This is a genomic window from Variovorax humicola, from assembly GCF_037889915.1.
Taxonomy (GTDB): Bacteria; Pseudomonadota; Gammaproteobacteria; order Burkholderiales; family Burkholderiaceae_C; genus Variovorax; species Variovorax humicola.
In genome coordinates this window covers 63,364-78,369 of record NZ_JBBKZV010000013.1, presented here as the reverse complement: position 1 = coordinate 78,369, position 15,006 = coordinate 63,364, and the positions used below count along the sequence as shown (strand labels likewise).

The window sequence follows — 15,006 nt, the reverse complement described above, 5'->3', positions numbered from 1 at the left end:
TCTTGTCTCCGTGATGTCGTTGTGCGGCGCCCCGCGACGGCGCAGGGCGGGTCGTTGCGGAACTGTAGGAGCGCGACGCTGCGGGCCGCGTGAAAAGCGCTTTGCCGTCGCGTGAAAATTTTTCAGTCAGCGAGCCGGCCCTGCGAGGGTCGGCATCGCAGGATCCGTTCGGGTATGTGCGAAACGCGGGCGGGGCCCAAATCCTCATTCGGTTGTCCGTGGCCTCCAGCTCGCACCGCAGACTGTTCTCGCCGTGCAATGGATGAATTTGATGTTCGTCGTTTCCGCTGGGGCGTGGAACGCCATCGACTGGCTACAGACAAAATAGGCAGCTTCAACAATCTCACTTAGGGAGGACACAGAAGAATGAACATGCCAGCCATCCACCGCGTCATCACTGGCCACGACTCGCAAGGCAACGCGATCATCTCGAGCGAAGGGCCTCTGGCCGTCGTGACTGAACTCAAGGCGCTGCCTGGCGTCGTATTCCATGAGGTGTGGTCTACGGGCGAATCGCCGGCCCGCATCGATAACGGCAACGATCCGACGCTTGGTCCGCTTTCGTTGTCGCCGCCCAGGAATGGCACGCGCATCCGCTTCGTCGATATCCCGCCCGACAGCCCGGAACTCCTCGCGCGGAGCACAGAGGCGGTGCTCGCCGGATTTTCCGAGGTCGGCGACGAAGGCGCATCGACGGCGCACAAGGATGCGCCGCATCCGCTGATGCATCGGACAAAGTCCGTCGACTATGGCGTTGTCATCGAGGGTGAGATCACCCTGGTGGTGGACACCGGCGAGGTAACGGTCAAGCCGGGCAGCGTGATCATCCAGCGCGGCACCAACCACGCTTGGGCCAATCGGTCGGGCCGCGCATGCCGCATGCTCTTCATCCTCGTTGACGGAGACTACGACCCAGGTATCGCGAAGGCCCTCGCCGAAGGAGGTTGATCGGGAGTGATCGTGATTCGACAGAGGTCGGCCACATTGGTTGGACGATTGGCGTCGCAATCATCGCGTTCCGCAAGATGCAACTGAAAAGACATCATTTGCGTACAGGCTCCAGATCCCGCAGCGCGCCGCGCAACCAGTCAACGAAGGCTGCGCACTCCCAGCGCTCCAGCGTGCCCGGCTTCCAGCAGAGGAAGTAGTCGTTCGGCGAGCGCACGCTGTTGCGCGACAAGCGCAACAGCCGGCCGCTGTCGAGCCAGGCCTGCCCCAGCCGCAGGCGCAGCAGCACCACGCCAAAGCCCGCGACGGCGGCGTCCAGCGCCAGGCCCAGGTCGTTGAACTGCGCGCCACTGGCGGGTTCGGCCTGCGTGATGCCGCAGGCCTTGAACCAGGTGCGCCACGGTTCCAGCGGCGAGCGGATCAGGCGAGCCCGGGCGATCGATGCGGCAGTGTCGAAGCCATCGAAAGGGCCGGCCTCGTTGAGATAGTCGGGACTGCAGGCCGGACACACCTCGTCCGACAGCAGGTGCATCGACTCGCGGTCCGCAAAGGGGCCGCTGCCGAAGCGCAATTCGATGTCGGCCTCTTCCGCCATCACGTTCTGCACCGGGATGGCGACCTGCAGCGTCAACTCGATCTCCGGGTAGGCGTGGCGGAACAGCGCCAGCCGGGGCAGCAGCAACTGGCGCGAGAAGGTCGGCGTGACCGCGACGCGCAATCGCGTGGCGGCGCCGGCCGCATCGGTCCTCCCCGGCACCTGCTGCAGGGCCGCCAGCGCCTCACGCACGCGCGCCAGGTAGGCCGCGCCGTCCGCACTCAGGCCGAAGTCGTTGCGAACGAAGAGCTTGAGCGCGAGTTGCGACTCCAATTGCCTGATGCGGTGGCTGACCGCGCTGGGCGTGACGTTCAGTTCCTCGGCCGCCAGCGTCACGCTGCGCAGGCGCGCCACGGCCTCGAAAGCCAACAGGCCCTGGATGGGCGGGATGCGGGGCGATGCGCTCATGTCCTGCCGGGATTGTGACGGCCTGCGACAATCACCGGCCCTATGAATTCCGCGTACATCCTTACCCTCTCCTGCCCCGACCGCACAGGCATCGTGCATGCCGTTTCGGGCTTTCTGCTGGAACGCGGCGCCAACATCGAGGAAGCCGCGCAATACAACGACCACGGCACCGGCCTGTTCTTCATGCGCGTGCGCTTCGCATGCGAAGCGCATGACGAGGCCTCGCTGTGCTCGGAGATCGGCGTGCTTGCGAACAGTTTCGGCATGACCTGGCAACTGCACGCCGCGACGGTGCCGATGAAGACGGTGATCCTGGTCAGCAAGGACGGCCACTGCCTCAACGACCTGCTGTTCCGCTGGAAGAGCGGCCACCTGCACATCGACATCCGTGCCATCGTCGCCAACCACCGCGACTTCTACCAGCTTGCGGCGAGCTACAACGTGCCGTTCCACCACATCCCGGTGACGGCGGCGACCAAGACGCGGAGCGAGGCAAGGCAACTCGAGATCATCGAGTCCGAAGGCGCCGAACTGGTCGTGCTGGCGCGGTACATGCAGATCCTGAGCAACGACCTCTGCCAGAAGCTGGCTGGCCGCGCGATCAACATCCACCACTCGTTCCTGCCGAGCTTCAAGGGCGCGAAGCCCTACTACCAGGCGCATGACCGCGGCGTGAAATTGATCGGTGCGACGGCCCACTACGTGACGGCCGACCTCGACGAAGGCCCGATCATCGAGCAGGACGTGGCCCGCGCCGACCACACCGACACGGTGGAAGACCTGACCGCCCGCGGCCGCGACACCGAGAGCCAGGTGCTGGCGCGTGCGGTGAAGTGGCACAGCGAGCACCGGGTGCTGCTGAACGGGCATCGGACGGTCGTTTTTCGCTGAGTCGAGCGCCCCTCGATGAACGCCTCGACCATGTCATTGCCACGATCTTCGCGACACGGAGCTTTCGCGAAGGTTGCCCAACGATGACGGGCCTGCGCGGCCTCGCCTGGCTGCTCGTGTTCCAGAGCATCGGCGAGGCGCTGTCGCGCGGCTTTTCGCTGCCGCTGCCCGGCCCGGTGCTCGGCATGATGTTGATGCTGGTGGGCCTGCGTTTCGAGTCCGTGCGCGGGCCGGTGGGCGAATGCGCGGGCTTCCTGCTGTCGCATCTGTCGCTGCTGTTCATTCCGGTGGGCGTGGGCGTGATGACGCACCTGGCGCTGGTGAGCCAATTCGGCGGGCGCATGCTGCTGGTGATTGCGTTGTCGACCTGGATCGGCCTGGCTGTCGCGGCATTGGTCCTCTATTGGCCCGACCGCGACGCGACGACCCGGAAGGCGGGCGACTGATGCCCCGCGTCGTCCAGCTCTGGATCTATCTTTCCGCGACGCCGCTGTTCGGCCTCACGGCCACGCTGGTGGTGTACCTGCTGGCGCAGGTGGCCTACAACCGGCTCGACAACGCGCCGTGGGCCAATCCGGTGCTGTGGTCGGTCGTGGTGATCGCAAGCGTGCTGCTGGCCACCGGCGTCGACTACCCGACCTACTTCGCCGGCGCGCAGTTCATCCACTTCCTGCTCGGCCCTGCCGTGGTCGCGCTCGCATGGCCGTTGTGGCAACGACGTGCCGAGTTGCGTGCGCGCTATGGCCGGCTGTTGATGGCCTCCCTGCTGGGCGGCATCGCGGCCAGCGGCTCGGCCATTGCGCTTGGCTGGGCGGTCGGGCTGCCGCATGACGTGGTGCTGTCGCTCGCGCCCAAGTCGGTCACGGCGCCGGTTGCCATGGGGATCTCGGAAAAGATCGGCGGCATTCCGGCCCTGTCGGCGGTGTTCGCCGTGCTCACCGGGATGATCGGTGCGCTCTCCGGAAAATACCTGTTCGATGCGCTGCGCGTGGCGACCGATTCGAAGGGCATGGCCGCGCGCGGCTTCGCGCTGGGTACTGCGGCGCATGGCATCGGCGCCGCGCGCGCCTTGCATGTCAATGCCGACGCGGGCGCCTATGCCGGGCTCGCTCTCGGCATGCAGGTTGTGCTCGCAGCGTTGCTGATGCCACTGGTTTTCAAGCTGCTTTGAACGCCCGGCACTGAAGGTCGGGCGTTCGGGTCAACCGCGCGTGTCAGCTGCGGTTCGGGTTGTCGGGCTTGTGGTCGTAGCGATCGGGCACGCCATCGTGGTCACGGTCCCATTGGCCGCTGCGATAGACGTAGTGGCCATCGCGCTCCTCCCAACTCGGCGCGCGCCAGGCGTAGCCGGGGCGTTCGCGTTTCCAGTTGCCCTGGACCCACGCATAGCGGCCGTGGCGTGCTTCCCAATGACCCGGCGCCCACACATAGCCGTGGCGCGGAGGCGGCACATGTTCCACGCGCGGCGGTGGCGGCGGCGAGCCGATGTGCACGCTGACACCCTGGGCTTGCGCCGCAACTGGAATGGTGAACGCACCGACGCCAAGGACGGTGGCGGCAGCGGCGGCAAGAACGATCTTTTTCATGGGGTGCTCCTCATGAGTTACAGGAGCCTTCATGGTGCGGGCGATGTGTAAACGCTCTGTCAGCCGTATGCCGACGCGCACGTAAAGCGGTGCCGCCAGCAGTTACAGGACTGCGGCGCCTACTGGCGCAGTTCCCGCGAGTCGACGGCCGCCGCCATCGCCGCATTGCCGGCCTCGCCCGGATGCAGGTGGTCGCCGCTGTCGTAGACCGGATCGAGGGCCTGCGGATCATCCGGATCGCGCAGTGCGGCGTCGAAATCCACCACCGTGATGACGGCTTGCTGGTCCCGGATCCAACGGTTCACAGCCTGCCGGATCTCTTCGTTCTGCTCGCTCCAGTAGCCGCTGCCCTTCACCGGCGTCAAGGTGCCGAGCATGACCTTCACGCCGCGCGCGCGCGCCATGTCGACCAGGCGTTTCAGCCCGGCGATGAGGCGCGGGGCGGTCGCCGTGCGGGTCGCTGGCAACGGGAGGCCCGGCGTTCCGAAGAACGTCTCGAAGCCGATGTCGTTGATGCCCAGCAGGATGACGGCGTGCGTGACGCCGCTCTGCGCCAGCACGTCGCGCGCGAAGCGGTCGATGCCGGACGGGCCGGCGACTTCGCTGAGCAAGCGGTTGCCGGCGATGCCGGCATTGAGCACCGCCACCACCGGCCCACCCGGCGTGGCATCGCGCAGCCGCTCGGCAAGCCGGTCGGGGTAGCGCCCCCTCACCAGGGAGAAAGCGTTGACGCCTTCGGTGATCGAGTCGCCAAACGCCACGACGACGCGCGCCGGCCCGCGGGTCATCACATCGAGCCCGGTGACGATGTGGTTCCACTGCGATGGCGCGGCGCCGGCGAGCGTGGCTTGCGACACCGCGTTGTCGGGCGCCACCCAGGTCGCGTCCGCGGGCATTCGGTGCACGGTACCGAAGGGCGTCGGCTGGTCGAGGTAGAAGCTGACCACCGTCGCCTGCCCGGCGCGCACCGCGGCCGGTACCGAGTCGCTCCAGGCTTCGGCGCCGGGGGCGATGGTGATGTCGTGCCGCCCGCCGAACGACAGCGCCTGAAGGGAGGCCGGCGAGATGGCGCTGCCGCCGGTGCCCAGCGCAATGCTCGCTTCCGCCACATGCAGCGGGACGGCGCCGAAACGGTTGGAGAAGCGCACGCGCGCCGTCTCGCCATCGACGGTGGGGAACACGCGCTCGCGCACGGTCTGCGCGCGGAATGCGGGCGTGAGCGTGGGCACGCGCGCGGATGCGGGCTGTGCGCCAGTGACGGGCGGCTGCGCAGGCAAGCTCTGCGGCGCGGCCGCCCAACTCGCGATCCAGCGGGGCGCGTCCGCACGCGGCTGCGCGAGCGCGGGCGCGCACAGCAGCGCCAGCGACGCGACTGCGGCCAATGCGGGACGGAACAGGCATGCAAGCCAGGGATTCATGCGGCTTCCAGGCGGCGGAAAACGGCGCAGTTTAGAGCGCGTCGCGCTACCAGGTATCGACGTAGGCCACCGCCGCATCGCGCGGGCAGGCCGCCGACGACAGCCCGCGCACCAGCCAGGCGCGCGTTTCTGCAGGGTCGATCACCGCATCGATCTCCAGCGTCTGCGCCATGTTGATGGCTTCGCCGTTGGCGTATTGCTGCGCCACCAGTTGCTTGAACAGCGCGTCGCGCCCGGCACCTTCCTCCGCGGCTTCGAGTTCCTTGCGGAAGCCGAGCCGCACCGCGCCTTCGAGCCCCATCGCACCGAATTCGCCGGTCGGCCATGCCACGGTGAACACCGGCGCGTCGAAGCCCCCCGCGGCCATGGCCTGCGCGCCGAGGCCATAGCCCTTGCGCAGCACCACGCAGAAGTACGGAACGCGCAGATGCGCGGCGACCATGAACATGCGGCACACATGGCGCACCTGCGCCTGCGCCTCGATTTCGGGGCCGACCATGAAGCCGGGCGTGTCGCACAGCGAGACAAGCGGCAGGCCGTGCGCGTTGCACAGCTGCATGAAGCGCGCGGCTTTGTCGGCCGCGTCGACGTCGATGGCACCGCCGAGATGCTGGGGGTTGTTGGCGATCAGGCCGACCGGCTTGCCCTCGATGCGCGCCAGCGCGGTGAGGATGCCGGCACCAAAGCCGGCGCGCAGTTCGAGCAGCGAGCCGCTGTCGACCAGGCCGCGCATCGCGGCGCGCACGTCGTACACGCGCAGCCGGTTCTCGGGAATCGCGTGGCGCAGCTGGCGCTGGTCGGCGCAATGCCAATCGGTGGTCGCGCCCTGGAAGTACGAGAGGTATTGCTTCGCGACCGCGACGGCCTCGGCCTCGTCCTGCACCAGCACGTCGATCACGCCGTTCTTCGATTGCACGCCGCTCGGCCCGATCTGCTCGGGCGCGAAGGTGCCGAGTCCGCCGCCCTCGATCATCGCCGGCCCGCTCATGCCGATGTTGCTGCCGCGCGTGGCGATGATCACGTCGCTGCAGCCGAGCAGCGCCGCATTGCCCGCGAAGCAGCGGCCATGCACGATGCCGACCACCGGCACCTTTCCCGACAGCGCGGCGAACTGGCTGAACGTGTGGTTGTTGAGCCCGGCGACGATCGGCATGTCGGTGTCGCCCGGCCGCCCGCCGCCGCCTTCGGCGAACAGCACCACCGGCAATTTGAGCTGGTGCGCGATGCCCAGCATGCGATCGGTCTTGTGATGGTTGCGCATGCCCTGCGTGCCGGCCAGCACCGTGTAGTCGTAGGCCATGACGGCGCAGCGCGACTTCTCCGGGCCGAACTGTTTCGCGTTGATGCTGCCGATGCCGGTGACCATGCCGTCGGCCGGCGTGTTGGCGATCAGGTCCTCGAGCTTGCGCCGGCGCGTTTGCGCGGCGATGGCAAGGGCGCCGTATTCGATGAAATTGCCGGGGTCGCTGTCGAGTTCGCACAGGTCGGCGATGTTGGCGCGCGCGGTGCGGCCGCCTTGTTGCGCGCGCCTGGCGACCGCGGCCTGTCGATTCGCATCGAGCGTGAAGGCGTGGCGGTCGATGACCTTCTGCAGGTCGGCGCGGATCACGGACAGGTCCTGCGCGGCCTGCGCCTGCGCCTCGGCCGCGTGTGCATCGACGGCTTCGAGTTGCACCAGCGGCTGGCCTTCGACCAGGTAGTCGCCGGGCGCCGCGAGCAGCGCAACGACACGGCCGGCCTGCGGCGCATTCAGGAGGTGTTCCATCTTCATGGCTTCGAGCACGCCGAGTTGCGCGCCGGTGGGCAACACGTCGCCGACCGCCACTTCGAACTGCACCAGCTTCGCGGGCATCGGCGCGCGCACGACGAGCGCATCGTCGGTGTCATCGAACTCGACGCCGGCCTTCACCGCCGCCGCATGGACGGGTGCGGCCGACTCGAGCATCGCGGCATCGAGCTGCGCGGCACTGGAAAGCAGCTCGGCCAGATGGGCCTCGACGAAGCGCGTGTGCACATGCTGCGACGCAAACTCGGGCCGCGCCGCGATCGCGCGCAACAGCGACAGATTGGTGACGATGCCTTCGATGCGGCACTCTTCCAGCGCGCGCAGGGACCGGCGCAGCGCATCCGCAAAACGCGGCGTTGACGACTGCACGATGAGTTTTGCCAGCAGCGTGTCGTAGTGCGGCGATGGTGCGAGGCCTGCGTAGCCATGGCTGTCGACGCGCACGCCCGGCCCTTCCGCCAAGTCGAAGCGAGAGAGCGTGCCGCTCGCGGGGCGCGCGTTGCCTTCCGCGTCGAGCGTCTCGGCGTTGATGCGCCATTGCACGGCAAAGCCACGCTGCTGCGCCGTGCGGTCGGCGTCGACGCCGAGTTCACCCAGGCGCTGCCCCGCCGCGACTGCGATCTGCAACTGCACGAGATCAAGGCCGGTCACCGCTTCCGTCACCGTGTGCTCGACCTGCAAGCGCGGGTTGGCTTCGATGAAGACCCAGGGCAGGGTCGTGGCCTGCGCGTCGACGAGAAACTCCCAGGTCCCCAGGCCGCGATAGCCGACGGCCCGGGCCATGCGCAACGCAGCGGCAGTGACCTCGGCGCGAATCGATTCGGGCAAGGATGGGCTCGGCGCGATTTCGACGAGCTTCTGGAAGCGGCGTTGCAGCGTGCACTCGCGCTCGCCCAGGCTCGCCACCGCCTGGCCGTCGCCCAGCACCTGCACTTCGATGTGTCGCGCATCGAGCATCAGGCGCTCCACGTACACGCCATCGACACCGAAGGCCGCCTTCGCTTCGGAGACGCAGCGCGCATGCGCCTCGGCGAGATCCTCGGCGCGCAACACGGCGCGTATGCCGCGACCGCCGCCGCCGCCGATGGCCTTGACCATCACGCCAACGCGCGGCGCGTGCGGTGCGCCTTCGCCCGCATGCGCGACGGCCGTCTGTGCGGCGAAAAAGGCCTGCGCCTGCGCCAGCGTCACCGCACCCACGCTGCCCGGCATCACCGGCACGTCGCACTGCGCGGCCAGCGCACGCGCACGCGCCTTGTCGCCGAACAGCGCCAGTTGCTCCGGCGTCGGCCCGATGAACACCAGCCCCGCGTCGGCGCAGGCCTGTGCGAAGTCGGCACGCTCGCTGAGAAAGCCGTAGCCCGGATGCACCGCATCGCATCCCTCGGCCCGCGCAACCGCGATCAACGCGGCGATGTCGAGGTAGGCCGACGGCCCGGTCGCGCCCAGCGGCACGGCCTTGTCGGCCAGCCGCACGTGCAGCGCCTGCGCATCGTCCTTCGCGAAGACGCCAACGCTGGCGATGTCGAGGTCGCGCAAGGCGCGCACCAGCCGCACCGCGATCTCGCCGCGGTTGGCCACAAGGATCTTCTTGAACACTGGATTCTTTACTGGTCTTTGAGCAGGCGGCGCAGCACCTTGCCGGCGCCGGTGGTCGGCAATGCGTCGATGAAGCGCACGGTGCGCGGTGCCTTGTAGCTGGCCATGTTGTCACGCGACCAGGCGATCAGCGCATCCGCCTCGACCTCCGCGCCCGGCTTCTTCACGATGAAGGCTTTCACGGCCTCGCCCTTCTCCGCATCGGGCTGCGCGATCACCGCGGCCTGCGCCACGGCCGGATGCTTGATGAGGATGGTCTCGACCTCTTCCGGGAACACGCTGTAGCCGGAGACCTTGATCATCTCCTTGAAGCGGCCGATGAAAGTGAGGTAGCCCTCTGCATCGATCTTGCCCATGTCGCCCGTGTGCACCCAGCCGTCCCGCAGCGTTGCAGCGGTGGCTTCGGGCTTGTTCCAGTAGCCCTTGAACGAGCCGGGGCTGGTGAGGATGATCTCGCCGATCTCGCCGGTGGGCTTTTCCTCGCCGGTGTCGGAGTCGACGATGCGGATGGTCACGCCTGGCGCCGGAATGCCCTGCGTTCCCCAACGCGGCGCATCGTGCGGCGTGTAGGTGTCGCAGGTGTGGGTCTCGCTGAGGCCATACGCCGCCTCGAACGAACTGGCGTTCTTCGCGAAGCCCTTCCACTGCCTGGCGAGGCCCTCGGTGAAGGTGATGCCGAAGCTGGTCACCGGGTTCATGCGCAGGCTCGACAGGTCGAAGGATGCAATGTCGGGCAACTGCATCACGGCCACATTCATCGGCGCGATGCTGTACCACCAGGTCGCCTTGTATTTGTCGATGGCCTGCGGCACCGCATGCGCGTCGAAGCGGTGCAGCAGCACCGAGGTCGCGCCGGTCAGCACCGGGATGTTGACGCCCATCAGCATGCCGGCGATGTGATACAGCGGCGCGACGGAAAGCAGCACGTCTTCCGGCAGGACGCCATTGCAGTCGGCCGCGGTCGCGGTCTTGAACAATGCATTGCCATAGCTCAGCATCGCGCCCTTGGGCAGGCCGGTGGTGCCGGAGGTGTAGGTCATCAGTGCCACGTCGTCGAGATCGATCGCCACGGGCTGCGGCTTTGCATCGGCTTGCATCGCGGCCCGGAAGTCTTCGCAACCGGCCGGCACCTCGCGCGGCGCCTTCTGTGCGGCGGCCAGCTCGGCGGGCAAGTCGATGCTGGCCGTTGCGGGCAGCCAGTCGGCGTAGTGCACCGCGAACACATGCTCCAGCGCGCTCCGTGGCCGCACCTTCTCGACGATCGGCAGCAGCGACGACGCGGCCACGATGACGCGCGCCTCGAGGTCGCCGACCTGGTAGGCCAATTCGTGTTCCTTGTTGAGCGGGCCGCTCGGGCAGACGATGGCGCCGATCTTCTGGATGCCATAGTGCGCCACGAGGTACTGCGGGCAATTGTTGAGGAAGAGCACCACCGGCTCTCCCTTCTTCACACCCAGCGCCTGCAGGCGCGCGGCGAAGGCATCGCTGGCGCGGTCGAGTTCGGCAAAGCTGATGCTGCTGCCGTACCAGATGCAGGCCGCGTGGTCGCCGCGCGTTCGGGCATGCGCCCGCAGGTATTCGTGCAGGGGTTGCTGTGCACGAACGGTGGCGTTGGTTTCTTGTTTTGTCTCCATGGCGTCAGTCTCTGAGGGTTATCGATAGCCGCGTCCGCCGCATCGTGCCCGAACAATCCTACCGATGGGTATAACTTCGGCGACACCGCACAAACCCGTGCCAGCCAGCGGCGTGCGGCTGCCGCGCGGCAATGGCCGCCAGCGTGCGGCAACCGCCGCCACCGACGTGCAGCGCGAGCGCATCCTGCAGGTGGCCACGCAACTCTTTGCGAAGCAGGGCTACGCGAACACGACCATGGCGCAACTGGTGCGCGCGCTGGGCGTGACCAAGCCCTTCGTCTACTACTACTTCCGCGACAAGCAGGAGATCTTCGAGACGCTGTCCTGGCCGCCCGCGGTGGAATGCCTTACGTCGATGGACTTCGCGCCAGACGACAAGCGACCCGCGCGCGAGAAGGTGCTCGAAGGCCTCGACCGCCTGATTCGCGCCACGGTGGCACACCACCCCGCGGCCTTCTTCCCGTACCGCGATCCGCAGGCCTACCGCCCCGAATACCGGGCCGCCCAGTTGAAGCTGGCCCACCACTTCTACGACCAGTTGTGCCCACTGCTGGAGCAGGCGCGACGCGATGGCGATCTTGATTTCGACGACACCCGGATCACGGCATTGGCCGTTTGCAGCCTGCCGGGGTTTCTCTACACCTGGTATCGCCCCGACGGCCGGTTGTCACCCGACGAGGTCGTCGCCACCCTCGCAAAACTCGCCCGGCGCGTACTGGGGCTGCGAACTTGAAGCACGCACGGCGTGTCGCTGCGCCCACCCTTGCCCGGTACACATTTTTCAAGGAGTCAGCATGAGTTTCTTCAAGCGCGCGCCGCTGGCCGCGGCAGCCCTGTTCATTGCCGCAACCGCTGTACATGCGCAGCCGGCCACCTACAAGGTCGCCTACATCGACCCGCTGTCCGGCCCGTTCGCCAACGTGGGTGAACTGATGCTGGCGCACCTCCGCTTTGCGGTGGACGATCTCAATGCCAAGGGCGCGTTGCCGGGCGGACAGAAGATGCAGTTGCTGCAGTTCGACAGCAAGCTCTCGGCGCAGGAAAGCCAGAGCGCGCTGCAGGCCGCCATCGACCAGGGCGCGCAAGTGATCGTCACCGGGGGCTCCGGCTCGTCGGTGGTGGCGGCGCTGGTGCAGTCGGTCGCGCGGTGGAACGAGCGCAACCCCGGCAAGGAACTGATCGTGCTGAACCACTCGTCGATCGACCCCGACCTCACCGGCAAGAACTGCAGCTTCTGGCACTTCCAGACCGAAGCCAACACGGCGATGAAGATGAAGGCGATCGCCAACTACATCAAGAAGACGCCGGAGATCAAGAGGATCTACCTGCTGAACCAGGACTATGCACACGGCAAGCAATGGGCCAGCTACGGTCGCCAGATGGTCGGCACGGCACGCCCCGACATCCAGTTCGTCGGCGAGCAGTTGCACCCCATCGGCCGCGTCAAGGACTTCGCGCCCTACGTCACCAACATCAAGCAGAGCGGCGCCGACTCGGTCATCAGCGGCAACTGGGGCCAGGACATGACGCTGCTGCTCAAGGCCGCGGGCGACGCGGGCTACAACCTGCGCTACTTCAACCACAGCGCGGGCTCCATCCCGGGCACCGTCCTTGCGGTGTCCCAGGCCAGGATCGGGCAGCTGACCTGGGTCGCCGAATGGCATCCCGGCGAGGCCGATACGCCGAAGGTCGACGCTCTGGCCAAGGCCTACAAGGCCAAGATGCACCAGGACTTCCTGTCACCGCGCATCGAGATGACGTTGCGCTTCCTCGCGGCCGGCGTCCACAAGGCGGGCAGCACCGATTCGATGAAGGTCGCCCGGGCGATGGAGGACATGAGTTTCGACTCGGTGGTGGGCCCGGTGCGCATGCGCGGCGAGGACCATCAACTGCTGTTGCCGCAAGTGGTCAACACCATCGCGCCGGTCGACGGCAAGACCGTCAAGGTCGGCTGGGAAGGCACCAGCTACGGCTTCCGCACCGATGCCGTCTATACCGGCAACGAACTGGCACAAGGCACCGAATGCAAGATGGTGCGACCGGCGCAATAGCTTCCTGAAGCTTCCTGGAAGCGGCGGGCGGCGCCCGCCGCGGACCTGGTCAGGGCTTGACGACCTGGGCAGCCTTGGCGCGCTGCGTGTAGTCCTGGTAGGCCGGCAACGCGATCGCGGCAAGGATGCCGATCAGGACGAAGACGATGGGAAACAACAATCCGCCGATCTTGACGCTCAGCGGATTTGGCGTCGGCGGCGCGCCGAAACGGTTGCTGCCCGCAGTGCCCGGATTGAAGACCCACACCAGGCCCACGAGGGGTATGAGCGCCAGCAGCACCGTCCAGCCCGACCAGTTCATGTCGTGCGAGCGTCGTATTCCGGTGAACACATAGAAGACGAAATAGGGAATCAGCATCAGCAGCGTCAACAGTGAACCGAGGCCGCTGAAACCAAGAGAACCGAGAACGCCTCCGATGACGCCGATTGCCACGGCAAGGATCAGGTAGGAATAGAACAGGTAGGCCAGGAACCGCAGGCGCCCGATGCGCCCCTCGGCGGAGAACAGCTTCACCGGCTGATAAGTTTCGTCATCGCCATACCTGTCGGCCACGACAGCCGTGGGTGCGGCGTAGGGATTCACTGCTTCGGACATGCGCTTCTCCAGTAGTTGATTCGATGACGCGTCCGGGGGGCCCGGCGTCGTTCGCCAGCATCTTCGCGCGAAAGTGGTCCGGCACAATGCGCAACGTCGCCATGCGTTGCGGGAGAAGCACAGCAGGCGCCAGCTACAGCAGCCCCGCCCGCTTCACCGCGTGATAGCGATTGACCAGCGCCACGGCCAACTGCGCCGGCTCGACGTCGATGGACAGCGGGTCGTTGCCCACCACGCGCGCAAACGCATCGCGGCGCGACTGGTCGAACAGGTGCGCAGCAGCCACGTCGACCGCGTCGCGCGCATGCGCGATCGGCTGGCTGGCGATGCGGCCGAGCACGCGCTCGCGCAGGCTCGCTACCAGCACCAGGTGATTGCGTCGCAGCAGCTTGATCGCGGGGCGCAGTTCCGCGGCGTCTTCGTCGCGGAAGTTGGTCAGCACGATCACCAGCGCGCGCCGGCGCTGCACGCGCAGCAGTTCCTGCGCGGCAAGCTGGTAGTCCGAATGCGTGGTGCCGGGCTGTATGTCGTGCAGCCGGTTCATCAGTGCGTTGAGCGTGGCACCACCCTTGCGCGGCGCGAAGTCGCGGCGTTGTCCGGGTGGTCCGCCGAAGGTCATCGCGCCAACCTCGTCGCCTTCCTTCAATGCGACATAGCTCAGCAGCATCAATGCGTTGAGGGCCTCGTCGAAGTGACTGCCGCCGCGCTGCGCCTGGCCACCTTCATCGGCGCGCATGCGGCGCCCGCAGTCGAGCAGGAAGTACACGCATTGGTCGCGGTCGTCCTGGAACTCGCGCACGATCGGGCGCTGGTGGCGCAGCGTGGCCTTCCAGTCGATGTGGCGCAGCGAGTCGCCGGTGCGGTAGTCGGCAAGTTGCCGAAAGTCGGTGCCCTGGCCGCGTTGCACGTAGGTCTTGATGCCGATCTGCGCCAGCCGCCGGTCGCCCGACAGCCACGCGTAGCGCGCAAGCGCTGCGAAGTTGGGATACACGCGAATGCGCTGCGGCCGGCCCAGCGGCTGGCGCACTTCGAAGCTGCCGGCCCGCGTGCGCCAGCGCACCTGCGTCACGCCGAATTGCGCGATGCCGCGCGACAGTGCCGTAGCTGTGTAGTGCAGTTCCAGCCGGGAACTCGCCGGCACGATCACGGCTTGCGGCAGGCCTTCAAAGCTGAAGTGCGGATCGACCTCGTCGAACACGATGACCTGCCAGTCCAGGCTGCCTTCGTTCACGAGCGTCAATGACAACACCGTCGGCACGCCGAGCGAGAAGGCGCCGGGCAACTGCCGCTCGACGCGCAGGGGCGCGGCGCGCCATTGGCGCCCGCTGTTCCACAGGTCGAAGCAGGCAAACGCGAGCCCACCGGCCAGCAGCGCGCCGCACGCCATGCCGACCCAGTCCGCAGGCGCACCGAGCACCAACGCCAGCGCGGCGAGCACGGCGAGGCCGGCCGATGCCTGCACGGTCCTGCGGGTGGGAATCAACAAGCGGCGCAT

At 67.3% G+C, this 15,006-nt stretch carries 13 protein-coding genes; 6 read left to right on the top strand and 7 right to left on the bottom strand.

The window, feature by feature from the left end; genetic code table 11:
* The first annotated feature begins 366 nt into the window (after positions 1–366).
* Positions 367–948 (top strand): cupin domain-containing protein, encoded by a 582-nt coding sequence (locus WKW80_RS20345; RefSeq protein ID WP_340365392.1) that lies wholly within the window; start codon positions 367–369, stop codon positions 946–948.
* 94 nt (positions 949–1,042) lie between these two features.
* Here the strand turns inward: WKW80_RS20345 and WKW80_RS20340 are convergent, their stop codons facing one another.
* The gene (locus WKW80_RS20340; protein WP_340365391.1) at positions 1,043–1,951 is read right to left on the bottom strand and encodes a LysR substrate-binding domain-containing protein; all 909 of its coding nucleotides are present in this window, start codon (positions 1,949–1,951) and stop codon (positions 1,043–1,045) included.
* 42 nt (positions 1,952–1,993) lie between these two features.
* On the opposite strand from WKW80_RS20340, the gene purU reads away from it, so the two are divergent.
* The 3 genes from purU (at position 1,994) to WKW80_RS20325 (ending at position 4,013) form a co-directional block, all read left to right on the top strand.
* Positions 1,994–2,842, top strand: a complete 849-nt coding sequence (gene purU / locus WKW80_RS20335) for a formyltetrahydrofolate deformylase (RefSeq protein WP_340365390.1) — start codon at positions 1,994–1,996, stop codon at positions 2,840–2,842.
* A gap of 83 nt (positions 2,843–2,925) precedes the next feature.
* Complete coding sequence (locus WKW80_RS20330; RefSeq protein WP_340365389.1) at positions 2,926–3,288, top strand: CidA/LrgA family protein; 363 nt, start codon at positions 2,926–2,928, stop codon at positions 3,286–3,288.
* Positions 3,288–4,013: an LrgB family protein gene (locus WKW80_RS20325; RefSeq protein WP_340365388.1), complete on the top strand. Its 726-nt coding sequence runs from the start codon at positions 3,288–3,290 to the stop codon at positions 4,011–4,013. The genes WKW80_RS20330 and WKW80_RS20325 overlap by 1 nt, the downstream gene beginning before the upstream one ends.
* Before the next feature lie 43 nt (positions 4,014–4,056).
* On the opposite strand, the gene WKW80_RS20320 is transcribed toward WKW80_RS20325, so the two are convergent.
* From WKW80_RS20320 to WKW80_RS20305, 4 genes are all read right to left on the bottom strand, one after another.
* A complete protein-coding gene (locus tag WKW80_RS20320) occupies positions 4,057–4,428 on the bottom strand; it encodes a YXWGXW repeat-containing protein (RefSeq protein WP_340365387.1) in 372 nt (123 codons plus the stop codon).
* A gap of 119 nt (positions 4,429–4,547) precedes the next feature.
* Positions 4,548–5,846, bottom strand: a complete 1,299-nt coding sequence (locus WKW80_RS20315) for a GDSL-type esterase/lipase family protein (protein ID WP_340365386.1) — start codon at positions 5,844–5,846, stop codon at positions 4,548–4,550.
* A 46-nt stretch (positions 5,847–5,892) separates the two neighbouring features.
* On the bottom strand, positions 5,893–9,231 hold the full coding sequence (locus WKW80_RS20310; protein WP_340365385.1) for a carboxyl transferase domain-containing protein: 3,339 nt from the start codon (positions 9,229–9,231) through the stop codon (positions 5,893–5,895).
* Positions 9,232–9,239: 8 nt separating this feature from the next.
* Positions 9,240–10,865, bottom strand: a complete 1,626-nt coding sequence (locus WKW80_RS20305; protein ID WP_340365384.1) for an AMP-binding protein — start codon at positions 10,863–10,865, stop codon at positions 9,240–9,242.
* Between the two features lie 64 nt (positions 10,866–10,929).
* Between WKW80_RS20305 and WKW80_RS20300 the strand changes: the two genes are divergently transcribed.
* Together WKW80_RS20300 and WKW80_RS20295 are read left to right on the top strand one after the other, a co-directional pair.
* On the top strand, positions 10,930–11,598 hold the full coding sequence (locus WKW80_RS20300; RefSeq protein ID WP_340365383.1) for a TetR/AcrR family transcriptional regulator: 669 nt from the start codon (positions 10,930–10,932) through the stop codon (positions 11,596–11,598).
* Positions 11,599–11,659: 61 nt separating this feature from the next.
* Positions 11,660–12,916, top strand: coding sequence for a branched-chain amino acid ABC transporter substrate-binding protein (locus WKW80_RS20295; RefSeq protein WP_340365382.1), 1,257 nt, complete (start codon positions 11,660–11,662; stop codon positions 12,914–12,916).
* A 49-nt stretch (positions 12,917–12,965) separates the two neighbouring features.
* Here the strand turns inward: WKW80_RS20295 and WKW80_RS20290 are convergent, their stop codons facing one another.
* Positions 12,966–13,511: a DUF805 domain-containing protein gene (locus WKW80_RS20290; RefSeq protein ID WP_340365381.1), complete on the bottom strand. Its 546-nt coding sequence runs from the start codon at positions 13,509–13,511 to the stop codon at positions 12,966–12,968.
* 133 nt (positions 13,512–13,644) lie between these two features.
* The gene (locus WKW80_RS20285) at positions 13,645–15,006 is read right to left on the bottom strand and encodes a DUF58 domain-containing protein (RefSeq protein ID WP_340365380.1); all 1,362 of its coding nucleotides are present in this window, start codon (positions 15,004–15,006) and stop codon (positions 13,645–13,647) included.

Coding starts and splice junctions, on each gene's coding strand:
- WKW80_RS20345 (WP_340365392.1), top strand. CDS start 367: ATGAACATGCCAGCCATCCACCGCGTCATCACTGGCCACGACTCGCAA.
- WKW80_RS20340 (WP_340365391.1), bottom strand. CDS start 1,951: ATGAGCGCATCGCCCCGCATCCCGCCCATCCAGGGCCTGTTGGCTTTC.
- purU (WP_340365390.1), top strand. CDS start 1,994: ATGAATTCCGCGTACATCCTTACCCTCTCCTGCCCCGACCGCACAGGC.
- WKW80_RS20330 (WP_340365389.1), top strand. CDS start 2,926: ATGACGGGCCTGCGCGGCCTCGCCTGGCTGCTCGTGTTCCAGAGCATC.
- WKW80_RS20325 (WP_340365388.1), top strand. CDS start 3,288: ATGCCCCGCGTCGTCCAGCTCTGGATCTATCTTTCCGCGACGCCGCTG.
- WKW80_RS20320 (WP_340365387.1), bottom strand. CDS start 4,428: ATGAAAAAGATCGTTCTTGCCGCCGCTGCCGCCACCGTCCTTGGCGTC.
- WKW80_RS20315 (WP_340365386.1), bottom strand. CDS start 5,846: ATGAATCCCTGGCTTGCATGCCTGTTCCGTCCCGCATTGGCCGCAGTC.
- WKW80_RS20305 (WP_340365384.1), bottom strand. CDS start 10,865: ATGGAGACAAAACAAGAAACCAACGCCACCGTTCGTGCACAGCAACCC.
- WKW80_RS20300 (WP_340365383.1), top strand. CDS start 10,930: ATGGGTATAACTTCGGCGACACCGCACAAACCCGTGCCAGCCAGCGGC.
- WKW80_RS20295 (WP_340365382.1), top strand. CDS start 11,660: ATGAGTTTCTTCAAGCGCGCGCCGCTGGCCGCGGCAGCCCTGTTCATT.
- WKW80_RS20290 (WP_340365381.1), bottom strand. CDS start 13,511: ATGTCCGAAGCAGTGAATCCCTACGCCGCACCCACGGCTGTCGTGGCC.
- WKW80_RS20285 (WP_340365380.1), bottom strand. CDS start 15,006: ATGCGCCGCTTGTTGATTCCCACCCGCAGGACCGTGCAGGCATCGGCC.